The sequence below is a fragment of the Paenibacillus larvae subsp. larvae genome (assembly GCF_002003265.1).
Taxonomy (GTDB): Bacteria; Bacillota; Bacilli; order Paenibacillales; family NBRC-103111; genus Paenibacillus_H; species Paenibacillus_H larvae.
Map to the genome: position 1 here is coordinate 1,100,565 of NZ_CP019687.1, position 23,267 is coordinate 1,123,831.

Genomic DNA, 23,267 nt, shown 5'->3' on the forward strand with positions numbered 1-23,267 from the left:
TTTTCCCTCCGTCAAATGGCAAAATAGATTGTTCTGTTCACGAATGGCTTTTTAGCTTGGCTAGTGTCTTATTCATAATGGATTTTTGTTTATTCAGCTTATCTTCTTTCGGTTTTTGCTCTGCTTCTTCGCCGCGTGTTAAATGCTCTGCAAGCGTATGAATGGTTGGATACGTATACATGGTTACAATCGGAATGTCCTGCTTCATAATCGCTTTCAATCTGCTGTTGGCCTGAATCATATCCAACGAATTTGCTCCCAGATCAAAGACATTATCATGAATTCCGATCTCCTCATCTCCAAGCAGGTCCGTCCAGATTGAAATCAGCGTGTTTTGAATTTCACCTGTTTTGGCAGGCATATGGCGGTCTGTTTCAGCCCCCTGCTCTTTCAGGGAATAAGTTTCCTGATCTTTCACCATCTTCAGGAAACTTGCTTCTTCAAACGCTATCTCTGCCTGTAAGTCCACTGGCGAAACTATGACTCTGGATAGCAAGCTGGATAGTACGTAATTTATTACATCCATCCCTTCGGATATAGTTATGGCAGCTTTCAGCAACGTTTGGGTATCCGTTTTCAACCGTTCCCCCCACTTTTCAGCTGCTTCCACCGACATGCCGACGTCCTTCCAGTCGCACCAGTTAATCGAAACAGTGTACGCTTTGCTTGAAGCCCGTTTATAGTTTGCATAGGCGTCCAGAAATTCGTTTGCCGCATTGTAGCTGACCTGCCCGAATTTATAATGGTAGGACATGTTGCCATTGGATGAGAACAGAACAAGGAAGTCCAGTTCCTCATCCTCCAACAATGAATCGAGAATGAGCGTTCCTTTTACTTTTGGGGCAAGTATTTTCTCACTCATCTCCTTTGTGCGGTTTTGAATAATGCCTTCGTAGTCCGCAATGCCGGCAGCATGAATAACCCCATTGATTTTTCCAAATCGGGCTCTAATTCGGGCGATTGCCTCCTCCATCTGTTCAGAACAAGAAAGATCGGCACTTACGATCATCACTTCTGATCCGTTCTCCTCCATCCCCTGGATTCCGCGAATCTTTTTAATTGTACTTTCATGTGCGTCCCGAGCAGTCAGGTAATCGGACCACGATTGCCGGTCCGGGAATGGGGAGCGTCCCAACAGGACGTAATTCGCCCGAATGCGTTTCGAAAGATGCTGCGCCATTGCAAATCCGATACCGCCCATTCCTCCCGTAATCAAATAGACTCCATTTTCTTTAAGACGCTCTGCCGATAATCCGTTATTGTCCAGCTGTACCTGCTTATATAATGGAGTCCAGCGGTATGAGCCACGATAGGCTATCATCAAATCGGGTTGCGGTGCGGAAATATCCCCAAGTATTCGTTCAATCAAGTCAGGAGTCTCTATATTAGTTGTTATATCAATACTTTGGCAGCTAATATTCGCGTATTCAAGCGGGCATATTTTCACAAACCCCAATACCGTTGCTTGTTCCGGATTTAACGCCTCTTCCCCGGTCACATCCTGCATATTACTTGTGATTACTGCCATTCTGATCTGCTTTGTAACTTTTAGAAGTCCAATCGATTGTGCGATGTACATGCAGCTGTAAAATCCTGCATCCTGTGCCAGCTGTAGTTGCGATACGGTCAATTGGCTTGTACTACTGCTGGAGATGCTCCATAAATGGATGATCCGGTCAGGAAACCTGCCGCTGGCCTGAAGTTCGCTGAACAAAGCCTGATAATTTGCTGGAATACCCGGGTCCATAACATACTCTTGTTCACTGATTTTTCTGAATCCGGTTCCAATATCGACTGTTATTACGTGCCTATGATCTTTTTTCAGCCTTTCCGCCATGTATTCTCCAATGCCCGGCCCATCTGCAAAAATCAGCCAGCAGGTTACTGCTTTCTCATCGCCATTATAATGATGGGTTGCTGAACGTTCCCAGGAAGGCATATAAAACCAATCGGAAATTTCCTGTTTTTTCTCCAAACTTGTACGTTCCATCATTTGATTTTCCAACTTTGCAGCTTTTGGCGTATCTTTAGGCCAATAACGTTTACGTTCGAATGGATACGTAGGAAGAGGTATACGAAACATCTTTTCAGAATCTTTATAAAGCTCATTCCAATTCAAGTTTATCCCAAGAGACCACAATTTCCCTAATGCTGACAGTAGGTGATGGCGGTCCAAGTAAGCGGCCTGCGAATTATCCGACATGCTGACGGCCGTTTGCCCCGCTTTCCCTTTCTTCCGGCGGTTGACCCATGATGTTAGCGTTCTGCCCGGCCCTGTTTCGATGAAAATAGCTTCCTGCAAATCCAGTAATTCACAAATCCCCTGATCAAAATATACTGTTTCCCGGAGGTGTTTCACCCAATAATTCGGGTCTGTCGCTTCCTCCGCTGTAATCCAGGTGCCTGTCACATTGGATATATAAGGAATTTGCGGCGGATTAAGGCGAATTTTCTGCATCTCGGCTTTAAATCTCTCCAACACCGGGTCCATTAATTTAGAATGGAATGCATGCGACGTTCTGAGCCGTTTTACAGTATGACCTTGGTCTGTCAATTGTTTCTCTAACTGATCAATCAACAATTCGTCCCCGGAAATGACACATTGGGCCGGTGCATTTACTGCGGCAATCGATATATTCTCATTGAGAAGAGGCTCCACTTCTTCTTTGGAAAGCGGAACGCTGAGCATAGAACCTGTTCGCATCTCCTGTATCCATTTTCCTCTTGCCGTAACGAGCCGTAGAGCGTCTTCCAAAGAGAGCACACCTGAAATGCATGCCGCAACATACTCTCCCAGACTATGCCCAATCATAGCGGAAGGAGAAATCCCCCGTTTCATCAGTAAACGCGCCAGGGCATACTCAATGATAAATATCGCCGGTTGTGCAATTTCCGTTTGAATGATTTGTTCAGCTGCCTGCTCCGTTTCCAGTTTTGGATAAAGAATATCCTTAATGGCAGCGGCCCCTAATTCGTTTAAAATGTCAAAGCAACGGTCCATCTCTTCATGGAAAGCAGGTTCATGCCCGTATAGTTCAAATCCCATTTTGACGTGCTGCGAACCTTGGCCCGGGAACATAAAAACAACCGGAGGGTTCTCTTTGGCTTTTGCCGTAAAGGTACCCGGTATTCCTTGGGAAGTCAGCAGGCTTGCCGCTTCATCATGAGTTGAGCAAACGATCGTTTTCCGGTACCTAAACGCTTTTCTTCCGGTTTGTAATGTGTATGCCACATGGGAAAGACTAACAGCAGGATTTTCCTTTACAAATTCCGCAAGATTGGCGCTCATCAAATCAAGTGCTTCTTCCGTACGAGCAGACAATGGAATTAAGCATAATTCATTTTTTCCGGCAGACAGGGCATGAACAGCTTCTTCCAATACGATATGGGCGTTGGTTCCCCCGATTCCAAAAGAACTGACTCCTGCCCGCATCGGATATTTGTCATGCTTCCATTCCGATGTAGACGAATTCACATAAAATGGGCTGTTGCTGAAATCAAATTTCGGAGTCGGATTATGGAAATGTAAACTCGCCGGGATTTCCCTATGTTTAAGTGCAAGTACGGTTTTTATAAATCCAGCCACACCAGCTGCCGCATCGAGATGACCGATGTTGGTTTTAACCGACCCGATTGCGCAAAACCCGGTATGTTCCGAATGAAAAGCTCTCCTCAATGCCTCAAGTTCGACAGGATCGCCCAATGTCGTAGCGGTCCCGTGGGCTTCCACGTAAGCAATGCTTTCTGCCTCCACTTCCGCCATCCTATGTGCGGCCTGAATCACTTCTGTCTGTCCTTCAATGCTGGGTGCTGTAAATCCGACCTTTCGATACCCGTCATTATTCGTTGCAACACCCTTAATTACAGCGTGAATGTAATCCCCGTCTTCGATAGCGGCCTGGAGTCGTTTGAGTACGACCACTCCCACTCCTTCTCCCGGGACGGTTCCTTGTGCTTTCTCGTCAAAAGCCCGGCAATGTCCGTCAGGAGAGAAAATCATGCCGTCTTGAAAAACATATCCGGCTATCGGTTCAGGGTAAATGGTTACCCCCCCTGCTACAGCCATGTGGCAATCTCCGCCTTGCAAAGCCTGATAAGCATTTACAATCGCAACAAGGGAAGTGGAACATCCTGTTTGCACCGTATAGCTTGGTCCTCTCAAGTTCAATTTATAAGATATATTCGTGCATAAGAAATCTTTTCTCGTCAAGATGGCCGCTTTATATTGATCGATAGAAGAAGTCGTATTATTCGATATCAGCGACGTCCAGTAAAAATCATCCGATGCCCCTGCGTAAAGCCCGATCTTACCGGGATAACTTTCGGGATTATATCCGGAATGCTCAAGTGCTTCCCATACACACTCGTGCAACAGTCTCATTTGCGGGTCCATAAGTTCCGCTTCTTTCGAAGAGTAGCCAAAAAAAGAAGCGTCAAAGCAATCCTTATCCTGTAATATTCCGCCCGCCGTCTTCACAAACGCGGGATTATCAAGCATCTCAGAATTGATACCAAGCTGTCTTAGTTCATGATCCGAGTATAACTGGATGGATTCTACCTCGTTTTTCAAGTTGGACCAAAATTCATCAACACTTCCCGCTCCAGGAAACCTTCCGGCCATTCCGATTACCGCAATTTCCATTCCCGGTGTACTTTCAGGTGCCGGAAGACTCTCGTTTTCTCCTTTATCCTGATCCTTTCCCGATAAAAAATCAGATAGCGTGCTTACCGTCGGGTTAGCAAACATGTCGGCAATTGTTACTTCTTTAGAGGTAAGCGCTTGTAATCTTCCATAAACACGGATTAATTTTAGTGAATTACCGCCAATATCAAAAAAGTTATCATGGAGTCCCACCTGCTCAATGCCAAGCGCTTCCTTCCAAATCTGAGCAATGGCTTTCTCCAGCTCTTTTTCAGGTTCGATATACAGTTTCGCCCGGTTGCTTACAAATCCCTTTGGTTCAGGCAGTGCTGCCCGGTCTACTTTTCCGCTTGGCAATAGCGGCAATTTTTCCATCAGGACAAAACAGGATGGGATCATGTTATCCGGCAGTATATTTCTCAAAAAATCCTTTATTTCATCGTGGCTTAAATCAATGCCCTCACTTACACAATAGGCGGCTGCATATTTCTCCCCTTGTTTATTTTCTCTTAGAACAACAATAGCGTCTTTGATTTGCGGATGCTTGAGCAGACTGGATTCAATCTCTTGCAATTCAATTCTGACCCCGTTAATCTTGACTTGATCATCCTGTCTGCCCATATACTCAATACTTCCGTCCGGGAGCCATCTCGCTAAATCACCGGTACGAAACATCCGCTGCTCGGGACAAAACGGATCGGAAACAAACCTTTGTTTTGTGAGCTCAGGCTTATTTAGATAGCCACGACCCACTGCAGGACCGGCAATACATAATTCGCCCACAACACCAACTGGCTGCAGCTCATCGTGCTTATGCAGGATATATATGTTGACATTATCAATCGGTTTTCCTAAAACAACATCCCTATCAAGCTCACATTTAGTAAATATCACCTCTACTGTTGTTTCAGTAGGACCATACCCATTGTATAGGGTAAATCCGTTTTTGATTATTTGGTTTTTGAGCTGATTATCCAGTCTTTCACCGCCGGCAATCACTCTCTTTAACCCAATGTCATTCTTTTTATCGTACAAGAGTTCCCGCAGCAAAACTGGCGTTACATCGATCAAGCCTAATTCGTGCTGTTGTAGATAATTTAAAAATTGTTCCGTATTGAATAAAAGTTCCTGTTTGATACAGTAAACAGTTCCTCCCCGGATTAATGGAGCAAAGATTTGCTCTGCGCTTGGATCAAATACATAATTCGTCATGAATGGAATGTGCGTTTTTTCTTCAATTCCATGATTATTGATGTACCATATAAGCAAATTGACAAGATTTCGGTGTTCTATCAAAACTCCTTTTGGTTTGCCGGTAGAACCGGAAGTATAAAGAACATATACCAGATGGCTATCCGTAATCTCAATAGGCAGATTATTGCTTGGGAGGAATTCAATATCCGGTTGATGGATATCAACAATATCTATACCATAATCCATCTTGTCCGCTTTATGGTCTACTATAAGAACTTGGGCCTTGCTATCCTGCAGCATATATGAAATCCGGTTGGATGGATAGCTAGGGTCAATTGGCAGATAGGCGCCTCCAGCTTTCAAAATACCGATAATTGCTGTAACCAATTCAATGGATCGCTCCATCATGAGCCCAACAATGGTATCCCCCTCCACCCCTTTGTTGCGCAGCAAATGGGCAAGGCGATTGGCTCTTTCATTTAATTCTCTGTAAGTAATTTGCTCATCCCCGCATACTACGGCAATATGATGGGGAGTCTTTTGAACCTGCTCCTCGAACCATTCGTGTACCGTTTTGTCCCGGATATATTCCGAGTTGGTATTATTGAACTCGTCGAGAATTTGCGATTTTTCGTTCTCAGAGATGATTTCAATGTCAGACAGAAAATTCTCCGGATAACGAACCATGCCAAGAACTATGTTTCTAAAATGCTTCAGCATTTTCGCTATGAATGGCTGTTCATAAAGGCCGGTATTGTAGCTTACATCCACCCGGATATCATCATGAATTTCCAATGAAATCAACAGATTATAGTTTGTTTGTTCAACTGAAGAATAAGAATCTATATTAAGCTGTCCATAACGGGACGTAAGCCTCTGATCAAGCGGATAATTTTCAATTACCATTACCGTATCAAAAAGCTCTGATGTATGTTTGAATTTACCGTATTCTTTAATATTTACGATTGAAGTATGCTCATACTCCTCCCGTGCTTGCATATCTTTGTTCGTTCTTTTCAGGAATTCCAAAATGCTTATTCCGTCCAGGTAAGTTACCCGCAGGGGAATCGTATTAATGAATAAACCGACTATATCCTCACAACCTCTTAGGCTGGAAGGTCTTCCTGAAACGGTAGTACCAAACAGGATATCTTCGCTGTTCTTATATCTCTGCAGCAGAATTCCCCATGCGCTGAAGAATATGGAGGCCAGGGTCAGTTCATGTTCGGCCGCAAACGATTCCAATTCACGTTTTGTTTCAGCAGAAAACCCTATTTTTTCATAATCAATAACTCGTTCGGATAAGCTGTTTTTTCTTGTTATCGACAAAGGTCTGCTTTCTTCTATATCTTTTAAATACTCCTGCCAAAACGCTTTTTCTTTGCTCTCATCATGGCTCTGTAACCATTTGATAAACTCTTTGAATTTTGTTTTTGGTTTGCCCATGATTTCTTTTTGCTGGGATAAGTGATCATAAGCTGTGAAAAATTCCTTGAGGATAATTGCATTGCTCCAACCGTCATAAAGTATGTGATGATTGCTTACGAGCATGGTATATGTATTGACGTCTTGTTTAAATAAGCTAATGCGAAAAGGAACATCCTGCAAATTGAATTTTTGTTGCAGATCTTTACGTTTTTCTTTTGCTAAGATAGAGGCTTGCTGACTGGGTGTTTCCTGCTCAATGTCCACGAATCTCATATGCAGCCCGTGTTCTTTGAGGACAATTTGAACAGGCTGCTTGACCTGTTCCCATCTGAATATGGTTCTTAACATTTCATTGGTTCTGATGACCACGTTCCAAGCGGCCTGAAACATATCCAGATCAATACAGCCGGATATATTCATGCATAGCTGCTCATGGTAATCTTCCGAGTCCGGGTCCTGTAAATAATGAAACAGCATTCCTTCTTGAACAGGAGTTAAGCTGATGATATCTTCTACTTCACTTTTATTGATTTTCCTCATGCCAACCCTTCCTTTCTAAATTAGAGCAGGAACTGCCACCCGACTTGCGTCAGGTGGCAGCGTTGACGAAACTGAAATCTTGCCAGATTTCGTTAATATTCAAATTCATAGGTTTTAAGTTTAAACCTATATTCAAATCCCAGCTTACTTGCCAGGTTTACTGACTCCACATTCGTTTCAAATGTTGACCAATGAGGTGTAATTCCGTTCTCTATGCAATATTCCAAGTAGACTTCACATGCTTTTGTTGCAAGCCCTTTATTCTGTTCCTCTTCATCATAGGTTTCAACCGAAATCTCATGATTGTTTCCATCTACGTAGCAGGTGAAGCATGAACTAATCACTTGTTCATCTTTAATAACGCAAAAACCGACACCTTTTGTCAAAAAATCATCAATTGAATCCCAAAAATCACTTAGACAGGAACGCAGCGTGTCATCTGAATCATTTTGAATCAATTCTTTATCCATTCTTTTAATGGTATACTCATTCGTCAGAGAGCGGTAATTGCTCTTTACTTTGTTAAATTTATCTTTGTCAAATTCATGGTAGAACTCATAATCCGGTTCATATTCCCTGTGAGAGATGGCATTTTCCAGAACCTTTTCCCATTCTTTATCAAACAATGTGGCGATAAAGTAACTGCCCCCACTTTCCAGACATTGATCTTTCAGTTGATTTTCAATGCAATCCTTTAAATGTTCCCCAAACACTGGACTACTGGCATCACCAATTAAAAAACAAGTAGTTCCTACGGCATCTACCAAAGCTGCTTTGGGGTGATCAGGATCATCTACATAAATATTTCCTACATTCGTTCCGTTAATCACTGCATTGAGAGGCACATCACTCTTTTCCTCTTTCGTCCTGACTAAATGCTTTACTTTGGGATAATCCGATTTATCCAATAGATACAGCATGCTTCCACCTCAATTTTTAATTAATTACTTTCCAAAACCTTTTTATCAAACATATCATTCGATCGTATTGACAAAGTATGTAGAGGTAAAAGGTTTTACTTCCGGCGCTGTTCATTCCGGGGAATCTACAAAGAAAATATATGGTCATTCCCGGAATGAAAGGCGCCTTCGATCTATAGCTAATACCTTTTACCTGTAAGTCATGAGTTCAAAAACTTTGTCGACAGCCTAATCATTCCACTCTATTTCGGACCTCTCTTGAAAAAGGAAAAATCTACAAACATAAAAAATGGCATGCTTCGCCCTTTCATGCAAAATAACATTTGCACTAAACAGGAGGGAAGAAACCTATTATCCTCTATCAAATAGAACAACGTGCCGTAACAACGATTGCCCATCAATAGATTATAATATCAAAAAAAGCGTATTACTTAATCTGGATGTATATTTTCTATCAATTCCCTTTGAGAGGGTAGGATACATGGATCAAACTGTAACATGCTTATTACCATTTTATCTCGCCACTTTTTTATTGTCAAATTGTGTATATTTAATATTTTTTTCAATAGAAGTTAAATACTAGATATGTCTGACTGATAAAATGGATTCAATTACAGGGAGGAATTAATTATTAGATTACAATGAGCCTGGAACAAATTTTCCTTTGAATAACGTAGCTACTCGTCTCGATCTTCTAGCAATGGCTTCAGCAGAACAAGATGCTTCAACAAACACGATGTTTGCATCGTCCCCAACTTGCGGCCAAATTTGTTCTCCTTCATGATTAAGTGGTATTTTCCCACCGGAAATAAAGTAGAGCTATCGTGCTAATGGCCGTTCATCTACCCATCTTGAAACTTCACCTCAAGTAAAAAATATATTATCCAATCCCAAACACTGCTTTACAAATACAGTTTTTTTAATTAATTATGCCCCCGATTTTTTTAATATACTTTCAATTTCTTGAAATCCACGTTTTTGAGCATGTTTCAAAGGAGGTATCCCATCTCTATCACCAATATGGACATCAGCACCATGATCGACCAACAGTTGTATGATTTTTTGATAATTCTCTCCTCCATCGCCTAGAATTACCGCTTCCAATAATGCCGTCCAATATAAATTATTAACATGGTTTACATCAATATCCGAATGAGTAAGAAGTTCTTTAACGATATCTACGTGCCCCCGTTCTGAAGCAGGGATGAGAGCCGTACCCCCAAACCGGTTCGTAATTTTTGTATCAGCACCTGCATCAATCGCCAGTTTTACGATTTCGAGCAATCCTTCGGCACCAGCATATAAGAGTACGTTATCTAAGTTGTTATCACGAATGTTAATATCCGCCCCCTTTAGGATAAGTACCTTTACCGTATCTACCTTGTTGTTATAAGTCGCTGCCATAACGGCTGTTCTCCCATGTCCATCCGTTGCATTGATGTCTGCTCCGTCATTAAGCAGGTTTAGAACGTTTTCAGTATCTCCTTTTTCCGCCAAAAAGATCAATTCATCGTTCATCATTTCCACCTTCTTTTCTCTCTGCGAGTTGGAAATCGTATGGCACCCGGTAAACAAAATAACAACAAATAAAATCATGTAGAGACGATTCATGCTCCTTTTTCTTTCTATACAAGTATGCTAACATATGGATAACTAACATGGATAATACAAAAAAAATAAGATTTGCTTAAGTTTTCCATATATAAAAAGGAGTTTCGACATGGATATAAGACAACTGCGATATTTTATAGCCATTGTGGAGGAAAGGAAAATTTCTGCTGCTGCTGAAAGACTGCATATCTCTCAACCGCCATTAAGCCAACATTTGAAAACAATGGAAGAGGAACTCGGCTCAAAATTAGTAGAGAGAAGCGGAAAATTTTTAGAAATAACGGAAGCAGGGAAAGTCTTATATAAATATGACTTGCAGATGGACCTTTTAATGGAAGAGGCCAAAATGGAAGTTAAGGAAGTCAGAATGGGGGTAAATGGAAAACTAACGATTGGCATCAATACGTTTTCGGTAGTCGAGTTACCTGAAATCCTTCTTCAATTTCAAAAACAATATCCTAAGGTTACTTATAAAGTTCAACAAAATGAATCAGCTCAGCTTTGTAAATTAGTGAGAGACCGGGTTGTAGAACTGGCGATCATTCGTATGCCACTAGAGCTGGATCATTTTTCAGTTATTCACCTTTGCCTCAGTCGGATTAATATGGTTAAAGAATCATTACTTATCTAAGAGTGCTCAAAATTTTATAAATTTAATCAAAAAAACTACACTTAGATGAAACTATATGAATGCGGTGAATGGTTGGAGTATTTTCGTAAAAAAGCTGTCGATGACTTTTATCGATAGTCTGACACAGGCTATCTGCCTATGTTTTTAGTAAACGGAAAGAATCACAAAAGAGACGAAAGAGACCGCTCGCGATACCAACATTCTTTTGCACGGTGGTGAAAAATGCTGAACTATGCAAACCATGAACAGTAATTTCCTGATCTTATATGTTTTATTTCATTATATAAAAAATACAAAAAAGAAGGCAGATTTGTCCCACCCTCTTTATACTGTAATTGAATTCAGCATATCAAGATTATCATTTCTTACAGAGTCCAAGGGCATCTCTTTGTAATCTCTCAGCAATCGCAGCAATAATGGTTTTTTAATATCCAAAGTCACCCTCCATCATGAAAATTCATTTATTTCTTCTTCTGTTAAAGATGTTGATAGCTTCCTTATAGAGTTCATAATTCATATTAAAGCGTTTGGTTATCCAATATTCAAGCTCTTCTGTATTCAATTCTTTTTTTATTTTTTCGCCCGGAAAATATTGTTTCAATGTATTGTTTGTTAGTGAGGCAGGAATGTTGCCAATGTATCCAAAAATCAGAATATCTTTGAGGAAGGACGATGTGCTCCAATCATTTGATTTAATTATGAGGGGCCGCATATGTTCAAGTTGAACCGGATTCGTATTTAGTGTTTTAGTTGGTCCCGGAGTTCTTACAATTTTTATCCCGTCTGTGGAAACTGTATATTCAAAAGTTTCCCTGTTATCGCTTGCGACAAACGACACAAATATTGGATAGGCCTGGAACAAGGGAGCACAATAACCAACGTCCACATAGTATGGCTGATCCAGATCAACACGTAAACACAGATGGCCGGGTTCCATGTACAGATAATGGACATGAAACCCCAGCTGTTTTAAAAGCCAATAAAATCCTGTAGATATTGTCCAGCAAGCACCGCCATATCCGTCATTCATGATTCGATTAAAGTATTTCTCAACGGGGGGAAGAAATTCATTCGTTAAATAACCACGTTCATAGTCCAAAATTTTCGTTACGTTCTCCCATCTGACTTTTAATTGATGATTTCTAATAAGATCATTCAGCAAGGAAATATCAATGTCTCTCCTTGAAACCTCTAAGTAGTTCAAAAATCTATCGACAATCTCATTCGCACTCATAGAATTATCCCTCCTTAGATAAATTTGTGGCTTTCATCGATCAACTCAAGAATGTTTTATTTTTACGTTGATTTAGTAAATGTTCAATTTATTATCCTGTCCCGGTTCACTAATCCATTATATCATTTAAACCAAATACTGGTAACGGAATATACGGTGAATAAGACGAAAGTTCAACCCACTTGTGTTGTAACTTTAAAATTTGAAAGAATTCAACATAGTGATTTAGTTAATTCATCGTTTCAATTTTTAGGTTTAGGTGATGATCCATTCGCTGAATTAAGGACAGATTTAGATCAGCAGCAAGCTCTGTTTCATGTAACCTAAACAAATGTTTCTACCGCCAAAGATTCTGGTCAAACCGGAATAAGAGATGATCTTGCCATAAAAATAAACAATCCGTTATAAAACGGTTAGGCTGTCGGGAAATCCCAGCAGCTTTAAGTTTTGGTGAAAAAATTTTATCTTGCAATTAGTTGTGATTAGGAATAATATTTATCTATAAACAAAAATGTTTACTTAGGGAAACAATTATTAAATCATCAATGTCTGCATCTTAGTTGCGTATTAGGAGGGAAAACAATGCATAGTCAGCTTGAACAAAATAAAGAACATTCCGGATGGCTGCGGCGCAGTTCAAATATAAGTCTGGAGGAAGTAAACAACTCTGTTAAGGTTCCCGGCAACGCGGGATTTTGGAGGAAATTCTTCGCTTTTGCAGGGCCCGGCTCTCTTGTAGCCGTCGGCTATGTCGATCCTGGTAACTGGGCTACATCTATTGCCGGGGGAGCCCGGTTTGGATATACCTTGTTATTCGTAATTCTAGTATCTAATTTAATTGCCATGCTGCTCCAATCATTATCCGCTAAACTTGGTATTGTAACGGGGCGGGATCTGGCTCAAGCCACCAGAGATGCTGTGGGAAAAAAATCAGCGATAGTCCTATGGATCTTAACTGAGCTTGCAATAATCGCCACGGATTTAGCTGAAGTAATAGGTTCTGCTATTGCACTTAATCTATTATTTGGAATCCCGCTTTTATTTGGTATATTAATCACTACTGTGGATGTATTACTTTTGCTGCTTTTGCAGAAAAAAGGATTCCGGATTATCGAATCGATCGTTATTGTGTTGATGGCCACTATATTTTTCGTTTTCGTTTTTGAAGTTATCATATCCAAACCGCAGGTATCTGCCCTGTTAGGCGGATATTTGCCTAAAGCTGAAATTATAACGAACCCCGACATGTTGTTTATTTCACTTGGAATATTGGGTGCAACCGTGATGCCTCACAATCTTTATTTGCACTCATCCATTGTCCAAACAAGGCAGTACAAACGAACAAGAGAAGGACGGAAAGAAGCAGTGAAGTTTTCTGTACTGGATTCCACTCTTTCCCTAACCTTGGCCTTCTTCGTTAATTCCGCCATTTTGATTCTCGGGGCTGCTGCCTTCTTTGGCACCGGTCTTGACGTATCAGAAATTGAAGGAGCCTATGAATTACTAAGTCCGACTCTCGGAGTTGGTATTGCCAGTACCTTATTTGCAGTCGCCCTTCTGGCTTCAGGACAAAATTCTACGATTACCGGGACACTAACCGGCCAAATTGTAATGGAAGGTTTCGTGAATTTACGTATCACACCTTGGCTCCGTAGAATGATTACACGATTGATTGCCGTCGTGCCTGCTTTTATCGTCACCTGGATCGCCGGTTCCAAGGGAACAGGTGAACTCCTCTTATGGAGTCAGGTGGTTCTCAGTTTGCAATTGCCATTTGCCGTTATTCCACTCGTATTGTTTACAAGTGATAAAAGAAAAATGGGGGAATTCACCAACCCTATGTGGATTAAAGTATTAGCCTGGGTGTCCACAGCTGTCATTGTGGCATTAAATGTTTTCCTGGTCGGGTATATTTTATTAACAGGCCAAGACCTGGGGTAAAACTCGTCATCCTATGGGGTATAGGCAGTCTGAATGAGAATAACGTTCAGGCTGCCTTATTTATTGTCGTCCAGATAAGGCAGTTGTCAAATATTTTTCCAAGCGATTATCGGCGAACCCGTTTTTGCTATTGTATTGGTCTACTTCTTGCTTGGGGAAAATATGATAGGACCTCAAATCATTGGAGGCAGTCTCATAATGCTGGGCGTTTCGTTGTTTTTCACAAGAAACACAAGCTCGTACAGTTCAATCAGTTATCCCGCAGCACTCATCTGAAGGTTTGGATATCCATATAAAAATCTGAAACCCAACTATAAACAATATGCCAGCAGCAACCGATATAAAAAAGGAATTCAATAAAAAAAGGCCATAAAGCAGCCTTTTTCTATATTACGGAAAAAATGGTATGGTGGATGTCAGTGCTTATTTTAAACCATTCTTTAAATCTTTGATTAACATATAGCTATCCCCGTATGTCAGGTTCTTTTTATCTTTGATGGTAGCCAAGGTTTCTTTGGTAAGCATGCCTCTTTCTTCAAGTTCTGATTGTGCTTCCCCTTTTGAAGAAGGAAGTCCAAGAGCCTGGGTAATCGTATAAGTAGCCTGGGCCAAGGTTAACGGGGTTTTTTCGGGTTCTTCCATTTTCTGAATAGCTGAACCGGCATCACCGGAGAAAGCTTCCCTTTTCATTTTTTTAGCCCCATTTACTAAATCGGCCATACGCTTGTCATTGGACTTTTCGTCGAGCTGGAATTCGTTCGAGTAGCCTCCTGTAGCAAGCATAAGGGATACAGCTGTTTTTAAGCCTTCATACTGTCTATGCTTCATAAAATCGGCAGGCTCAATTTGAAAAGGATATAATTCCATGCCTTGCTTATTCAACATATCCTGCATTTGGGCAACTGTTTCTTTGGAAGCGGACATCTCACGGAATGTCATGCCTTTTTCATTAGCCAATCTAACCGCTACGCCGGCCGCTTCTCCTTCCGCCATACCAGTCGGAATTACTCGTGCACTGCCGTGTGGCACAGAATCATAACTGGCGGACCGACCCACAACAAGTAGACCGTCCACCTGTTTGGGAATCAGACTGCGGAAAGGAATAGAATACTGCTGAGGCCGATATACAATAATCACTGGATCATCTGGACGAAGACGCTGAATATCAACCGGATAAGATCCGATGGCTATACGGTCCCATTGATCTTTATTTTCCAGTACATCAGTACTCGTCAGGCGGTATTCCCCTTGCATATGACGGGTTTCCCGCACATACAGTTCCGGGGCCGTACCGTCCAGTTCGAGATTCGTAAACTCAGGGAAGTTTTCTTTCATATACTTGAGTACATGGGGAATCTCTTCTTTTGCAATTTGAAATGCCTCTTCCTTCTCCTTCGGATTAAGTCCGTCAACATCGAAGATTTGGAGGGCATTGATCAGTATAGTTTGATTATTTTGCCGTCCGATATTGAGTCCCCGCATCTTTACCCTGTCTTTATTCACCGCAGGGTATTCGTTCATCTTGTGATAACCCCAAGCACTAACTTCATTTGCCCCTGTATTTGGATCGTCATCATGATTCAGACGTTTTTTTATCTGCTCCCATACATCCGGAGTTGCATTTTTCAAACGGAATACCAGGGTAACAACCATTTTAGCTTCTTTGTTCCCGACGTCCTCTAGGCCATATGTAAAAGGCACTCCCGCTTCTGCCATGATGTCCCCATCCTGGGTAGCGTCGATGACAGCATTTGCTTGTATAGTCTGTTCCTTTCCGTTCTTATTTATAATTTTAACGCCAGACACTCGTTTATTCCCGTTTTTGCCTTCCTCCAAAACCGGGGAGATAGATTTTGCTTTCATGTACAAGTCAATATTGTCTTCCTTCTTCACAAGATCGTAGAAGGCATCAGCCGCTGTTGTAATATCAAAAGAATCGCCTTCTATCTTGCTAAACCATTCAGAGAAAATCCCTTTATTTAAAACTTCAGGTTTTTTTCCTGCGGCCGCCTTGCCTCCACGGGCATAGTTCATATCAAGACTGTTTAGCCAGCCAATTGTCATTAATCCTCCCAATACTTCCCGCTCCTTGCCATCAATAAGCAATGTCTTCTGTCCGTTGCGGGCCGCTGAGACAGCAGCACTGACTCCTTCTGGATCTGTCCCCACTACGATGAGATCGTATTGGTTCTCAAGGTTATCCGTGGACTCTACTTGAGCCTTCTTCTGTTCAAACGGTTTTGCGGTCTTAACTGACCCGTTCTTTTTTTCCTTGAAGAGTAACCAGCTTCCGCCGGCTGTAATAAGGACAACGATCATTATTGTCAAAAGTAACGTCCACTTGCGCAAAACCAACACCCCTAATCTAGAGATTTTTCTTTTTTCTAAAATAAATGAAATAAATAAAGTTCGGGTTTGTGATCACTTATGTAAAGTTTCTCTTGATAAACGTTAAGAATTCTAAGATTCACATATCCTGTTTAATCGTCTTTAGCCTCCCTTTATACAAAAAATTGCTGCTTGATATTTTAATGTTTAAAACAGACAGATACTAGACAGGATACCTAATGATAGAAAATATTTCCATAGGACGTATTTACTGAAATATTTTCATTAATAGGTAATTATAAACAATTCAAACCCGGATTATCATGATGCCCTCTGGAACGTTAGTATCACGAGTGATATGTCATTTTGACGCAAAGGAGTATACCGGGACGAAAGTCCTTTTTTGTGAAATTCCGGGCGAGCTGCTCCAGAAAAAACATGCAAGCATTCTTCCGGGGCTTTTTCTAGATTTGCCTAATCACAACTGACGAGCAGACCATTCGTATCTGCCCATCAGTCATGACCTCATATGACCTATATTTACGACCCGTCTTGAGCCTTAGATTGAATTCGTGAAAAACTGGATGTCCAGTTATATTTGATGGCGTCTAATGCTTGCCGGAGATCTCGTTGCCTTAAGGTGTCGATAATCCGCTGATGTTCTTCCCAAGAAAGATGAGCATCCTGAGCTTTTTCAAAATAAAACAGTTCCAAACGCTTTAATTTTTGTTTAATCCCTGATAATATCCGCTGAAGCTCATCATTATGGGAAAGAACGATATAAACAGAGTGAAAGTCGCTATCAGCCTCAAGAGCCAACAAACGTTCCCCGTCTTTCAGAGCCTGGCTCTGTCCCATATAACTTTTCATAAAAAGGCAGTACACGGTCCAGATCGTTCAAATATATGCGGGTGAAAGTTCTCACGATTTCAAGTTTATTCCTCCAACTTAGAAATACGGTCTTCTGCAAAAACAGGAAGTTTGGTCTCGAATACAGTCTCCTCTTTACTGCTCCGGACATTGATACGGCCGCCATGTATGTCAATGATGCTTTTGGCAATTGCAGGTCCAAGCCCCGTCCCCCCTGTTTTCGAGGACCTTGACTTTTCTGCGCGGTAAAACCGTTCAAACAGATACGGCAAATCGTCCTCCTCGATAGGAGCACCATAATTGATAATTTTTACGATTACTTCGTTATTTTCCCTTTCTGTCCGGATGTCTACATATTTACTTTCGCTGCCGTAACGTATAGCATTGGAGATCAAATTCTCATAAACCCGTACGAGATGGTTCGCATCCGCAGCAACGTACAGCTTATCATCCGCAGTTGTCATCCGATAGGTCATGCCAGCACCGCTAAGCATTGGCACAAATTCTTCCGCAATCTGCTTGAGTTAGCCCGTTGATATTGATCCTGGTCATCTTAAATTCAGGCCCTTTGCTGTGAAGTGAAGTATAATCAAAAAGGTCATCAATCAGCTTTTTTAATTTGATCGTTTTATCGTAAGCAATCTTGGTATAGTAACGGAATTCCACTTCATCCTTGTAGCCGTCATTTTCAATTAACTCGAGGTACCCTAAAATGGAAGTGAGCGGAGTCCGCAGGTCGTGTGAAACTCCAGTAATCAGATCGTTCTTTGTTTTTTCCTAATTTCGTTCTTCCTCAATAGATTTTTTAAGTTGGCTGGCCATCTGATTCACACTATCGAGGCAATGGTTCCTAGTTCGTCTGCGGACCTATAGGAATTTTGTAAGTGAGATTTCCCTTGGCAATTTCTTTCAGCCCAAAAGTAATCTCCTCCATATCATGAAATAAGAGCTGTCGAAATGGAATCTATAATTCTACTTTCTACTGCGTTAACTGTGATGAACTTCTAAGTCCCTCTAAATAACTCTTCCAATCCATAGAACTGCCTGCTATGATGGTTATTATTAAATATACTTTTAAAAGTGTTTTAAATTGTATCTCATTGTGTGCGCAACAAGCCAATTTAGACTGGATGGATGAGATTCAGTGCATATTCATCATGTAGCAGTTTGGATCAAAGATTTAGAGGTTATGAAGGAGTTTTACTCCAGAGTATTTCAAGGTAAAGCCAGCGATAAATACGTCAATCCGATCAAAACTGATTCATCAATATGAGACAATCCGGGTCATTAGCGTCGGATTATCGGGCGGTATTGAAGAAGGAAAAATTTTCTTTATCCCTGGTTATCTGGAACTTGAGCATTTCGATATTATAGATCATTTAACCCGGACTTTCGGCATTCCAGTGCTGGCCGAGAATGAAATTCCGGTTTTCTCAGGGAACTTGGATTTATGCCTGTCTATAGTCTTCAGACATTAAAAGATGTGCTTTCTTCGGGCCCTGACAGAAAAAAATGGTAGATGCCCTGGACCGGACAGCAGTGTCAATTTCATGCCTGCTAAATCCTCATTACATGGCTATTAGCGGAATAGGGATCGATGCAGCTATGGTTTCTATGATAGCTAAGCGGTTTTAAGATTATTTTCCCGGCAAACATGTTCCTCACTGCCTTTTCGTTAAGGATACTCAATCCTACTATTTTACGGTAAAGACCGCTATTTGAGGATCAGGCAGAACTTTTGCAACGTTAAGCATGTCACTCATTCGTTTGACAAACAAAAAACAGCCCAAACTAGCCCTGCTTCAACAGCAGTTACTAAATCAGTCAGTACCGTAAGTAAAAAAGTAGTAACCAGGAAAGATGCTGATTCAGTATTGAACAAAATTTCTCTTTAAATGGATATTTAATCTTTCCCCGGTTAAACACCCTATGTGGTTCCTTCCACGCCAGCTCCGGAAAAAAACGGTAATCTACCGGAATCCAGGGCTCCGTTTAGTCAGGTTTGAGTTATTATTAGAAATTTTTCAGTTATGAACAGTACACAAAGAGGTGCATACTTCTAGGAGGTACCTGGTTTATTTTTGCCACCCGCAAATCCTATTCTTAGATAAGACGAACTTATGGAGGTTAACTTAAAAATGAACGAATCCGAATTAAACCTGCTGGGCGAACGCCTTCCTGAATGGCTGGAAATGAGCCGAAAACAAACAGCCCTAGGATGCCCCGCTTCCTACATCCCCGAATTAGCGCATACTCCAGCTCATGCACTTGGAATCACTATAATGGACAAAAACTTGCGGGAGATGTCAGCAGGCGACCACGGCCTTTCGTTCACCATGCAAAGTATTTCGAAAGTATTTACACTTCTGCTTGCTTTGATTGATCAAGGAGAAGAAGGCGTATTTCGCAAAGTCGGGATGGAACCGACCGGTGACGACTTTAACTCCATGCTCAAACTGGAGCTGGTTGAACCCGGCATTCCGTTCAATCCGCTAATTAACGCTGGGGCCATTGTCATATCGTCACTCATTCAGGGTAAAGCCCCAGAGGAAAAAATAGAACGAATTCTCGCTTTTTTTCGCAAGCTAACCGATGATCCTTCGTTAACCTATAACGAAACCGTTTACCGCTCCGAATCTGCCACAGCCCACCGCAACCGTTCACTAGCCTATTTCCTTAAGGATAATCAGGTGTTAACTGACGATGTGGAAGATGTACTGGAAGTTTATTTCAAGCATTGTTCCGTAGAAGTGTCCTGCCGTCATGTAGCCAGAATGGCACTGGTGCTGGCATTGAATGGCAAGGATCCTTCAACCGGTGAGGAACTCATTCCCCGAAGGTTTGTACAGATCGCGAAAACGTTCATGATTACCTGCGGAATGTATAACGCTTCCGGCGAATTCGCTATTCGCGTCGGTCTGCCGGCCAAAAGTGGTGTATCCGGCGGTATCATGACACTTGTCCCCGGCCGTTGCGGCATCGGGGTTATCAGTCCTTCCCTGAATGATAAAGGAAACAGTGTTCCCGGAGTCCATTTGCTCCAGACGATTGCCAATGAATTGGATTGGAGCATGTTTTAATCTTAAAAGCATAGCGGCTTCCTGTAGCCGCTAACTCGTTCCAAACTTAAAAATAGGATTTTTTGCTTTTTAAAGGTAAATACATGATATAATAACAATATTTGGTTCGTTTATCTTCCTCTCTATATTATTATATGATTTGTAATATATCCTATTTATAGATTGGAGATGGAAAAATGTTTCTTAGAAAAACTCTTGTACTCGCGGCAGTTGGGGCAGCATTGTTGGGCGGTTTTGCTGTAGAAGGTGCGAATGCCCAAGACCTGTCAAGTAAAAGCACCTCTTCAAATATGGCGACACTCGGGACTCCGAATGTTGTTCATATACCTGAGGGCAGTTCTTATCAATTGGTATATGATGAGGGCTACGAATACTTCTTTACTGAAAGAAGTAAAGGAGAATGGAGTGTCTCCTACAAGGGTAAAGTTCAAAACTTCACTTCAGGAAGTGTTTATATTGATGTTTATAATCGCAATGGCTATCTTGTAGCACAATATGAAATACACACTTATTAATGAGGAAAAACACTTTCGGATTTTTTCAAAATATACAACAGAAGAACTGAATAACATTCAAAACTTTTTGTCTGAACTACCAGGATGAATAAGATGCCTTTATAGGGAAAGCCGTAAGCCATAAAAGAAAACGGCCCCTCTTCCTTTTGGAAGGGGGCCAATTCCTGACTGCACCAATGCTGAACCGGTTCGCATACATACTTATACGGTTAATTGATTGCCGGATTCCCAACCTTGTATTCACTTTATTCAGAAAATACCTCTATAAAATGCCGGGCATTTTTTGAAAGAAAGCGGTCCTTCAACCATAAAATACCTACCTCCGACTGAAGCTTCATATCAGTAATGTTCAACGTCTTGATGTTCGGCAGTAGAAAGGACTCCATAACGGATTTAGGCATAACAGTTACACCAATTCCGGACGCTACGAGGGCCAGGATCATCGCCACACTGGAACATTCGCATATAATTTGAGGCTCAAATCCATGGAGTCTGCACTCATTGACGACTTTTTGATTCATCCCTGTTGTCTGGTCTGTTTTTAAAGCCAGGAAAGGAAAATCAGCCAATTCACACATCCGAATCATCTGTTGTGCGGGTTCAGAACTCCAAGAACTCGGAATCACAGCCACAAACGGATCTGAAGGCAGCGGGAGAACGGAATAGAGCATCGTCTTGGAGGCAGCTTCAAAAGGAAGACGGGCTACGATCATTTCGATATTTCTTCTCTCTAGCTGTTCTCCCAGAATAATATGGTCCCCTTCTGTGATTGTAAACGTAACCTGTGGGTATCTCTGTCTGAAAAGATCTATTTTAGAAGGAAGCAAAGATACACAGGAAACCGCCGACCCAATGGAAAGCGTACCCTGAACCCCTTCTTCAATCTCTTTTACTTCTTTTACCGTTTCATTCAATTGTAAAATAATGCTCTCAGCTCTTTGACGCAGCCGTTCCCCTGCAGGTGTAAGCCTCAATCTTCTTCCTTCCCGTTCAAATAAAGTTACTTGAAGCTCCTGCTCCATTAGTTTAAGCTGGCGGCTTAACGGAGGCTGCTCCATATTCAGCGATTTGGCTGCACGGGTGATTTGGCTTTCTTTAGCTATGGCCAGAAAATAGCGCAGCTGCCGGACATCCATTTTATTCCTCCTTCATATATACCCAAAAGGTATGGTTAACCCATAAAACAGGTACTTCTCTTACATATAAGCACATGATACCATTCAATTCATAAAACACAATTACGTCAGGAAATGTGTGGCTATGGATTTTTCCATTCACATTGAATATTCAAAGCATAAAAAGCAAAAACCTGCGGCTGATCAATTGGGCTTCGGGAAGTTTTTTACAGATCATATGTTTATCATGGATTACGAAGCCGGAACCGGCTGGCATAATCCCCGAATTGTGCCTTACCAGCCAATCAGTCTTGATCCGGCAGCAAAGGTCTTCCATTACGGGCAAACGGTATTTGAGGGCTTAAAAGCATATAAAACCAATGATAAACAGATTTTGTTGTTTCGTCCCCAAAGCAATTTTCAGCGCCTCAACCATTCGAATGAGCGTCTGAGTATTCCCCATCTGGACGAGCATTTAGCTCTTCAAGCTCTGAAACAGCTCATTTCCATCGATCAGGATTGGATACCTGAAGAAGAGGGCACTTCCTTATATATCCGCCCTTTCATTATTTCTACCCAGCCGGCTCTGGGGGTCTCCCCATCCACTCATTATCAGTTTATTATCATTCTTTCGCCTGTGGGTTCTTACTATGAAGAAGGTATTCAACCTGTCAGCATCTTCGTAGAACCGGATTATGTACGTGCTGTAAAAGGCGGTGTCGGAAATGCAAAGACAGCAGGAAATTACGCTGCGGGATTAAAGGCACAGGAGCATGCTTCTGCGGAAGGATATTCTCAGGTACTTTGGCTGGATGGAGTTCATCGAAAATATATTGAAGAAGTAGGCAGCATGAATGTCTTTTTTAAAATAAATGGTACCGTAGTGACTCCGGCTTTAACTGGCAGTATTCTCGATGGAATAACCAGACGTTCGATTATGGAGCTGCTTCAGCATTGGGGAGTACCAGTTGAAGAAAGGCTCATTTCCATCGATGAACTGTATGAAGCCATCCGCAATCACACGCTGGAAGAAGCATTCGGCACAGGAACGGCTGCCGTTATTTCTCCCGTTGGTGAACTGTGCTGGAGAGAAGAGAAACTGGTTATCGGCAGCGGAAAAACCGGCGAGTTGACGGCCAGGCTCTATGATACACTGACCGGCATCCAGACAGGAAGAGTACCAGACCCGTTTAACTGGATGATGGAAGTTCAATAAAT

At 41.7% G+C, this 23,267-nt stretch carries 14 protein-coding genes and 2 pseudogenes; 6 read left to right on the forward strand and 10 right to left on the reverse strand.

Annotation, left to right across the window (positions count from 1 at the left end; genetic code table 11):
• Positions 1 to 37: 37 nt before the first annotated feature.
• The 4 genes and pseudogenes from BXP28_RS05545 to BXP28_RS05560 form a co-directional block, all read right to left on the reverse strand.
• Positions 38 to 7,804 (reverse strand): hybrid non-ribosomal peptide synthetase/type I polyketide synthase, encoded by a 7,767-nt coding sequence (locus tag BXP28_RS05545; protein WP_023484186.1) that lies wholly within the window; start codon positions 7,802 to 7,804, stop codon positions 38 to 40.
• Between the two features lie 92 nt (positions 7,805 to 7,896).
• Positions 7,897 to 8,724 (reverse strand): GNAT family N-acetyltransferase, encoded by an 828-nt coding sequence (locus BXP28_RS05550; protein WP_023484187.1) that lies wholly within the window; start codon positions 8,722 to 8,724, stop codon positions 7,897 to 7,899.
• Positions 8,725 to 9,360: 636 nt separating this feature from the next.
• Positions 9,361 to 9,585: pseudogene (locus BXP28_RS23985) on the reverse strand (deaminase); the annotation flags it as partial.
• Positions 9,586 to 9,651: 66 nt separating this feature from the next.
• Positions 9,652 to 10,242, reverse strand: a complete 591-nt coding sequence (locus BXP28_RS05560; RefSeq protein ID WP_036656669.1) for an ankyrin repeat domain-containing protein — start codon at positions 10,240 to 10,242, stop codon at positions 9,652 to 9,654.
• Positions 10,243 to 10,444: 202 nt separating this feature from the next.
• Here BXP28_RS05560 and BXP28_RS05565 point away from each other — a divergent pair.
• A pseudogene (locus BXP28_RS05565) lies at positions 10,445 to 10,921 on the forward strand (LysR family transcriptional regulator); the annotation flags it as partial.
• 502 nt (positions 10,922 to 11,423) lie between these two features.
• Here the strand turns inward: BXP28_RS05565 and BXP28_RS05570 are convergent.
• On the reverse strand, positions 11,424 to 12,200 hold the full coding sequence (locus BXP28_RS05570) for an arylamine N-acetyltransferase (RefSeq protein WP_023484190.1): 777 nt from the start codon (positions 12,198 to 12,200) through the stop codon (positions 11,424 to 11,426).
• Positions 12,201 to 12,782: 582 nt separating this feature from the next.
• On the opposite strand from BXP28_RS05570, the gene BXP28_RS05575 reads away from it, so the two are divergent.
• Positions 12,783 to 14,141: an Nramp family divalent metal transporter gene (locus BXP28_RS05575; RefSeq protein WP_023484191.1), complete on the forward strand. Its 1,359-nt coding sequence runs from the start codon at positions 12,783 to 12,785 to the stop codon at positions 14,139 to 14,141.
• A gap of 423 nt (positions 14,142 to 14,564) precedes the next feature.
• Here the strand turns inward: BXP28_RS05575 and BXP28_RS05580 are convergent, their stop codons facing one another.
• The 4 genes from BXP28_RS05580 to BXP28_RS23995 all read right to left on the reverse strand — a co-directional run bounded on the left by BXP28_RS05580 (position 14,565) and on the right by BXP28_RS23995 (position 18,098).
• On the reverse strand, positions 14,565 to 16,460 hold the full coding sequence (locus BXP28_RS05580; RefSeq protein WP_023484192.1) for an FAD-dependent oxidoreductase: 1,896 nt from the start codon (positions 16,458 to 16,460) through the stop codon (positions 14,565 to 14,567).
• A gap of 549 nt (positions 16,461 to 17,009) precedes the next feature.
• Positions 17,010 to 17,327: an FCD domain-containing protein gene (locus tag BXP28_RS05585; RefSeq protein ID WP_051427833.1), complete on the reverse strand. Its 318-nt coding sequence runs from the start codon at positions 17,325 to 17,327 to the stop codon at positions 17,010 to 17,012.
• A gap of 77 nt (positions 17,328 to 17,404) precedes the next feature.
• Positions 17,405 to 17,833, reverse strand: a complete 429-nt coding sequence (locus tag BXP28_RS23990; protein ID WP_051427834.1) for a sensor histidine kinase — start codon at positions 17,831 to 17,833, stop codon at positions 17,405 to 17,407.
• Complete coding sequence (locus tag BXP28_RS23995) at positions 17,826 to 18,098, reverse strand: histidine kinase dimerization/phospho-acceptor domain-containing protein (protein WP_309556466.1); 273 nt, start codon at positions 18,096 to 18,098, stop codon at positions 17,826 to 17,828. The genes BXP28_RS23990 and BXP28_RS23995 overlap by 8 nt, the downstream gene beginning before the upstream one ends.
• A 430-nt stretch (positions 18,099 to 18,528) precedes the next feature.
• Between BXP28_RS23995 and BXP28_RS24980 the strand changes: the two genes are divergently transcribed.
• The 3 genes from BXP28_RS24980 to BXP28_RS05605 all read left to right on the forward strand — a co-directional run bounded on the left by BXP28_RS24980 (position 18,529) and on the right by BXP28_RS05605 (position 20,934).
• Positions 18,529 to 18,612, forward strand: coding sequence for a VOC family protein (locus BXP28_RS24980; RefSeq protein ID WP_367869708.1), 84 nt, complete (start codon positions 18,529 to 18,531; stop codon positions 18,610 to 18,612).
• A gap of 865 nt (positions 18,613 to 19,477) precedes the next feature.
• A complete protein-coding gene (glsA, locus tag BXP28_RS05600; protein WP_036654278.1) occupies positions 19,478 to 20,419 on the forward strand; it encodes a glutaminase A in 942 nt (313 codons plus the stop codon).
• 176 nt (positions 20,420 to 20,595) lie between these two features.
• A complete protein-coding gene (locus BXP28_RS05605; protein ID WP_023484196.1) occupies positions 20,596 to 20,934 on the forward strand; it encodes a hypothetical protein in 339 nt (112 codons plus the stop codon).
• 245 nt (positions 20,935 to 21,179) lie between these two features.
• Here BXP28_RS05605 and BXP28_RS05610 read toward each other — a convergent pair whose 3' ends face one another.
• Positions 21,180 to 22,070 carry a LysR family transcriptional regulator gene (locus tag BXP28_RS05610; RefSeq protein ID WP_023484197.1) on the reverse strand — a complete coding sequence of 297 codons (891 nt, stop codon included), beginning with the start codon at positions 22,068 to 22,070 and terminating at the stop codon, positions 21,180 to 21,182.
• Positions 22,071 to 22,194: 124 nt separating this feature from the next.
• Here BXP28_RS05610 and BXP28_RS05615 point away from each other — a divergent pair, with 124 nt between their 5' ends.
• Positions 22,195 to 23,265, forward strand: a complete 1,071-nt coding sequence (locus tag BXP28_RS05615) for a branched-chain amino acid aminotransferase (protein WP_023484198.1) — start codon at positions 22,195 to 22,197, stop codon at positions 23,263 to 23,265.
• Positions 23,266 to 23,267 lie beyond the last annotated feature (2 nt).